General features: G+C 62.9%; 3 protein-coding genes. All 3 read left to right on the forward strand.

Annotated features, from left to right (window positions below):
• Positions 1 to 848: substrate-binding domain-containing protein (locus AC3AYF_RS19010; protein WP_295036352.1), on the forward strand; the 848-nt coding region annotated here is incomplete at its 5' end.
• A gap of 82 nt (positions 849 to 930) precedes the next feature.
• Positions 931 to 2,430 carry a sugar ABC transporter ATP-binding protein gene (locus AC3AYF_RS19015; protein WP_295036351.1) on the forward strand — a complete coding sequence of 500 codons (1,500 nt, stop codon included), beginning with the start codon at positions 931 to 933 and terminating at the stop codon, positions 2,428 to 2,430.
• The gene (locus tag AC3AYF_RS19020) at positions 2,420 to 3,379 is read left to right on the forward strand and encodes an ABC transporter permease (protein WP_295036350.1); all 960 of its coding nucleotides are present in this window, start codon (positions 2,420 to 2,422) and stop codon (positions 3,377 to 3,379) included. The genes AC3AYF_RS19015 and AC3AYF_RS19020 overlap by 11 nt, the downstream gene beginning before the upstream one ends.
• Positions 3,380 to 3,869: the final 490 nt, after the last annotated feature.

A 3,869-nucleotide genomic window follows, 5' to 3' on the forward strand; every position in this document is an offset into this window, starting at 1 on the left:
GGGTGGTGCCGAAGGTCGTTCATCCCTGGTTCGACAAGGTCAACCAGGGCGCACAGCAGGCTGCCGCCGCGATCAAGGCGCAGACCGGCTCCGAGGTCGAGATTCAGTATTCGGCTCCCCAGAGCGCCAATGTCGCCCAGCAGAACGAGATCATCGAGCGCGCCATCTCGACGCGCCCCGACGGGATCATCGTCGATCTGCTCGACCCCAGCGGCAACCGGACCGTGCTGCAGGAGGCCCAGGAGCAGGGGATTCCGATCACGCTGTTCGATTCGATCAACCCCGAGGGAATGAACCTGACCACAGTCGGCAGCGATTTCTGCGAGCAGGCCGAGATGGCGGCCAACCGCTTGATCGAACTGCTGGATGGCGAGGGCAAGGTGGCGATCATGATGGGGGTGCCCACGGCGCCCAATCACGCCGAGCGGGCACGCTGTGCGCAGGCCGTGTTCGACGCCCACGACGGTATCGAGGTCGTCGCGACCGGCGTCGACAACGATGACATCAACACCGCGCAGCAGCAGGCCTCCGCGATCATGCAGGCCAATCCGGATCTCGATGGATGGGTCGCCTCGGACGCCGCGGGGCCGGTCGGTATCGGCCAGGCGATCAAGGAGGCCGACAAGGTCGGCAAGGTTCAACTGGTCGGCCTCGACGACCTCAGCCAGATGCTGGTGCTGATCAAGGAGGGCGTGGCGGACTCCTCGTCGGCTTCGCGCCCGACCATGCAGGGCTACTGGTCGGTGATCAACATGTGGCAGCTGGCTACCGGGGCGATCACGCCCAATCACATCGATACCGGCAACGTCATGATCACGCCCGATAACGTCGACTCCTTCATGGAGTGAGGCTCGGAGCGCCCTCGCCTGCGGCCGTGTCGCGGGCGGGGCGGTTTCGATGATTCAACGCGAGAGTCCGCGGGAGGCGACAATGGCTTACTTGCACGTCGACCATGTCAGCAAGCGGTTTCCGGGCGTCAAGGCGCTTGATGACATCGTGCTCGAGATCGAGATGGGCCAGGTGCACACGCTGGCGGGGGAGAATGGCGCGGGCAAGTCGACGCTGGTCAAGATTCTGACCGGCACCGAGAAGCCCTCCCAGGGGCGCGTGATGATCGATGGCCAGGATGCGGCAAGCCACGATCACCTGCACAAGACCATTGCCTATGTCCCGCAGGAGATCAATCTGTTCGGCAACATGACCGTGGCCGAGAATCTTTTCATGCCCTTTTCGCGCTCCCGGCGCGGGGGATGGCTGTTCAGGCGCCGCGAGCTGGAACGGGCGGCACAGACCTGGATCGATCGCTTCAAGATCGCGGCCAGGCCCGGCGACAAGGTGCGCCATATCTCCATCTCCGACCAGCAGCTGCTGCAGATCGCGCGGGCCTGCACCAACGAGTCGATGAAGATCCTGATCCTCGACGAGCCGACCTCCTCGCTGACGGAGACCGAGGTCGAGCGCGTCTTTCGGGTGGTGCGGGACGTGGTGTCCTCGGGCTGCGGCGTCGTCTTCATTTCGCACAAGTTCGACGAGATGTTCGCCATCAGCGACACCATCAGCGTGTTGCGCAACGGCCGCAAGATCGAGACGCGGCCGGCGTCGCAGCTGGATGACCGCCAGCTGGTGTCGCTGATGTCGGGGCAGGAGGTCAAGACGGATAGCCGCCTGCAGCCCGAGGGCGGGAGCGGGGAGGTCATGCTGCGAGTCGAAGGCCTCAGCGGGAAAAGGTTCGAGGATGTCTCCTTCACGTTGCGACGGGGAGAGATCCTGGGGTTCGCCGGGCTGGTCGGGGCTGGTCGCTCCGAGGTGATGCAGACCCTGTTCGGCTTCCTGCCGGCCCGGTCCGGAAAGGTCCAGTTGGAGGGGCGGGCGTGGCGGCTGGGGGACACGCACTACTCCATCCGCAACGGTCTGTTCTACCTCTCCGAAGAGCGCAAGTATCACGGCATCTTTCCCGGCCAGAGCGTGCGCCGCAACATCGGCATGGCATTGCTGCGCGCCACGGCCCGCCACGGCGTGATCGACGCCCGCCTGGAGCGTGGGCGTGTCGGCGACATCGTGCGTGACTACGACATCAAGACCCCGACCATGAACAAGAACATCACCTTCCTGTCGGGGGGCAATCAACAGAAGGCGATCATCGGGCGCGCCATGGCCTGCGACCCTCGCATCCTGATCTTCGATGAGCCGACCAAGGGGATCGATATCCGCACCAAGATGGAGATCTACCGGTTGATGAAGGTGCTGGCCGAGCGTGGCGTGGGGATCATCCTGGTGTCATCGGAGATGGATGAGTTGCGGCGTTGCGCCAATCGCATCGTCACGCTCTACGAAGGGAAGGTCAGCGGGGAATTTCATATCGACCAGGCCAGCGGAGACGCGCTGGTCGGGGCCATCCACGGTCACGGGGGAAGCGGGCATGCTGCGTAAGGCAATGGGATTCATGGTCAGCAATCCTCTGAGCGGTGTGGTGGGGGTGTTGGCGCTCATCGTGGTGGTGGCGTCGCTGCTGTCGGAAAATTTCCTGAACAGCTACAACCTGGTCATCATCGCCCGGTCGCTGGCCTTCATCGGCATGATCACCATCGCGCAGTCGATGCTGATGATCCTGGGGGAGCTGGACCTGTCGCTCGGCGCCATCGGCGGTTTCTGCGGTGTGATCGGCGGCATCCTGATGGTGAAGATAGGGCTGAATCCGTGGTTGGCATTCGCGCTCTGTCTGGTGATCGGGGCGCTGTTCGGGTTGCTCAATGGCCTGCTGGTGACGCTGCTCCGGCTGCCCTCGCTGGTGCTGACGATCGGCATGGCGGGGGTCTACGGCGGCCTCAACCTAGTCATCACCAAGGGAGTGGCGATCACCGGCATCCCCGCCGACATCGGCTTTCTCGGCAGCGGCAAGTGGGCCGGCCTGCCGGTACCGTTCTGGATCATGCTGCTGTTCCTGGTCGTCGCCTGTTTCATCACGCTGAAGACGCCGTTCGGACGCTACATGTACGCCGTCGGCAGCAATCTGTCGGCCGCCAGGATGCTGGGCATTCGCGCCGATCGTGTCCGTCTGGGCGTCTTCGCCTTCGCGGGCTTCCTGGCGGCGCTGGCCGGCATGCTGATGGTCGCCCGGCTGGGCTCGGCGCAGCCCTCCATCGGGGATTCGTGGGTGCTGGGGCCCATCGCTGCCTCGGTGATCGGCGGGGTGCCGACCACCGGCGGCATCGGTACGCCGTTGGGGGCGATCTTCGGCGCGGCGATCATCGGCGTCATCGAGAACGTGATCGTGCTGCTGGGCATCTCCCCGTACTGGCAGTCGATGGTGAGCGGCGCCATCGTGGTGATCGCGATCTCGCTGGACTCCATCTCGCGACGCTATTTCAAGCGCGATTGATCGATCCGGCTGCGAGGACGACGGCCGCGGCCCGGTGCCGCGGCCGTCGTCCTCGCAAGGCCAGATTCGCCTCCGCCGCAGTGATGCGGCTCGAATGGCCTTGCTGCCCGCGCTTCACGCTCAAGCAATGTTCGTTCAATCCTTCCAATGAACATATGATCGTATTTAGACCATTCTAACGCATTTGTTTCCCGCCCATTCTCTCGAGTCTTGCCGCGTGCTCGTCGATAACTTTAGTCGTAGCAGGCCAAATGAATTCATTTTAAATTGATGTTTATCAACAAGATGAAAATCGTTTGCCTAAAGTCTTAGAGTGCATTGCCGGGTTGCGTATTGATGTCTTTTCCGCTGCTGAGCTAAAAACATATGACCGAATATTGATCATGTGTTTAAGCACGGGAGATCTTCCATGAGCGACTCCACCGCGACATCCGCGCAAGCGACTTCCCTCGACGACATTCCCCGCACGATGAAAGCCGTGGTCGCCTAT

Source organism: Salinicola sp., from assembly GCF_982684285.1.

Excerpts from the sequence above, each read along its gene's own strand:
- AC3AYF_RS19015 (WP_295036351.1), top strand. The coding sequence starts at position 931 with ATGGCTTACTTGCACGTCGACCATGTCAGCAAGCGGTTTCCGGGCGTC.
- AC3AYF_RS19020 (WP_295036350.1), top strand. The coding sequence starts at position 2,420 with ATGCTGCGTAAGGCAATGGGATTCATGGTCAGCAATCCTCTGAGCGGT.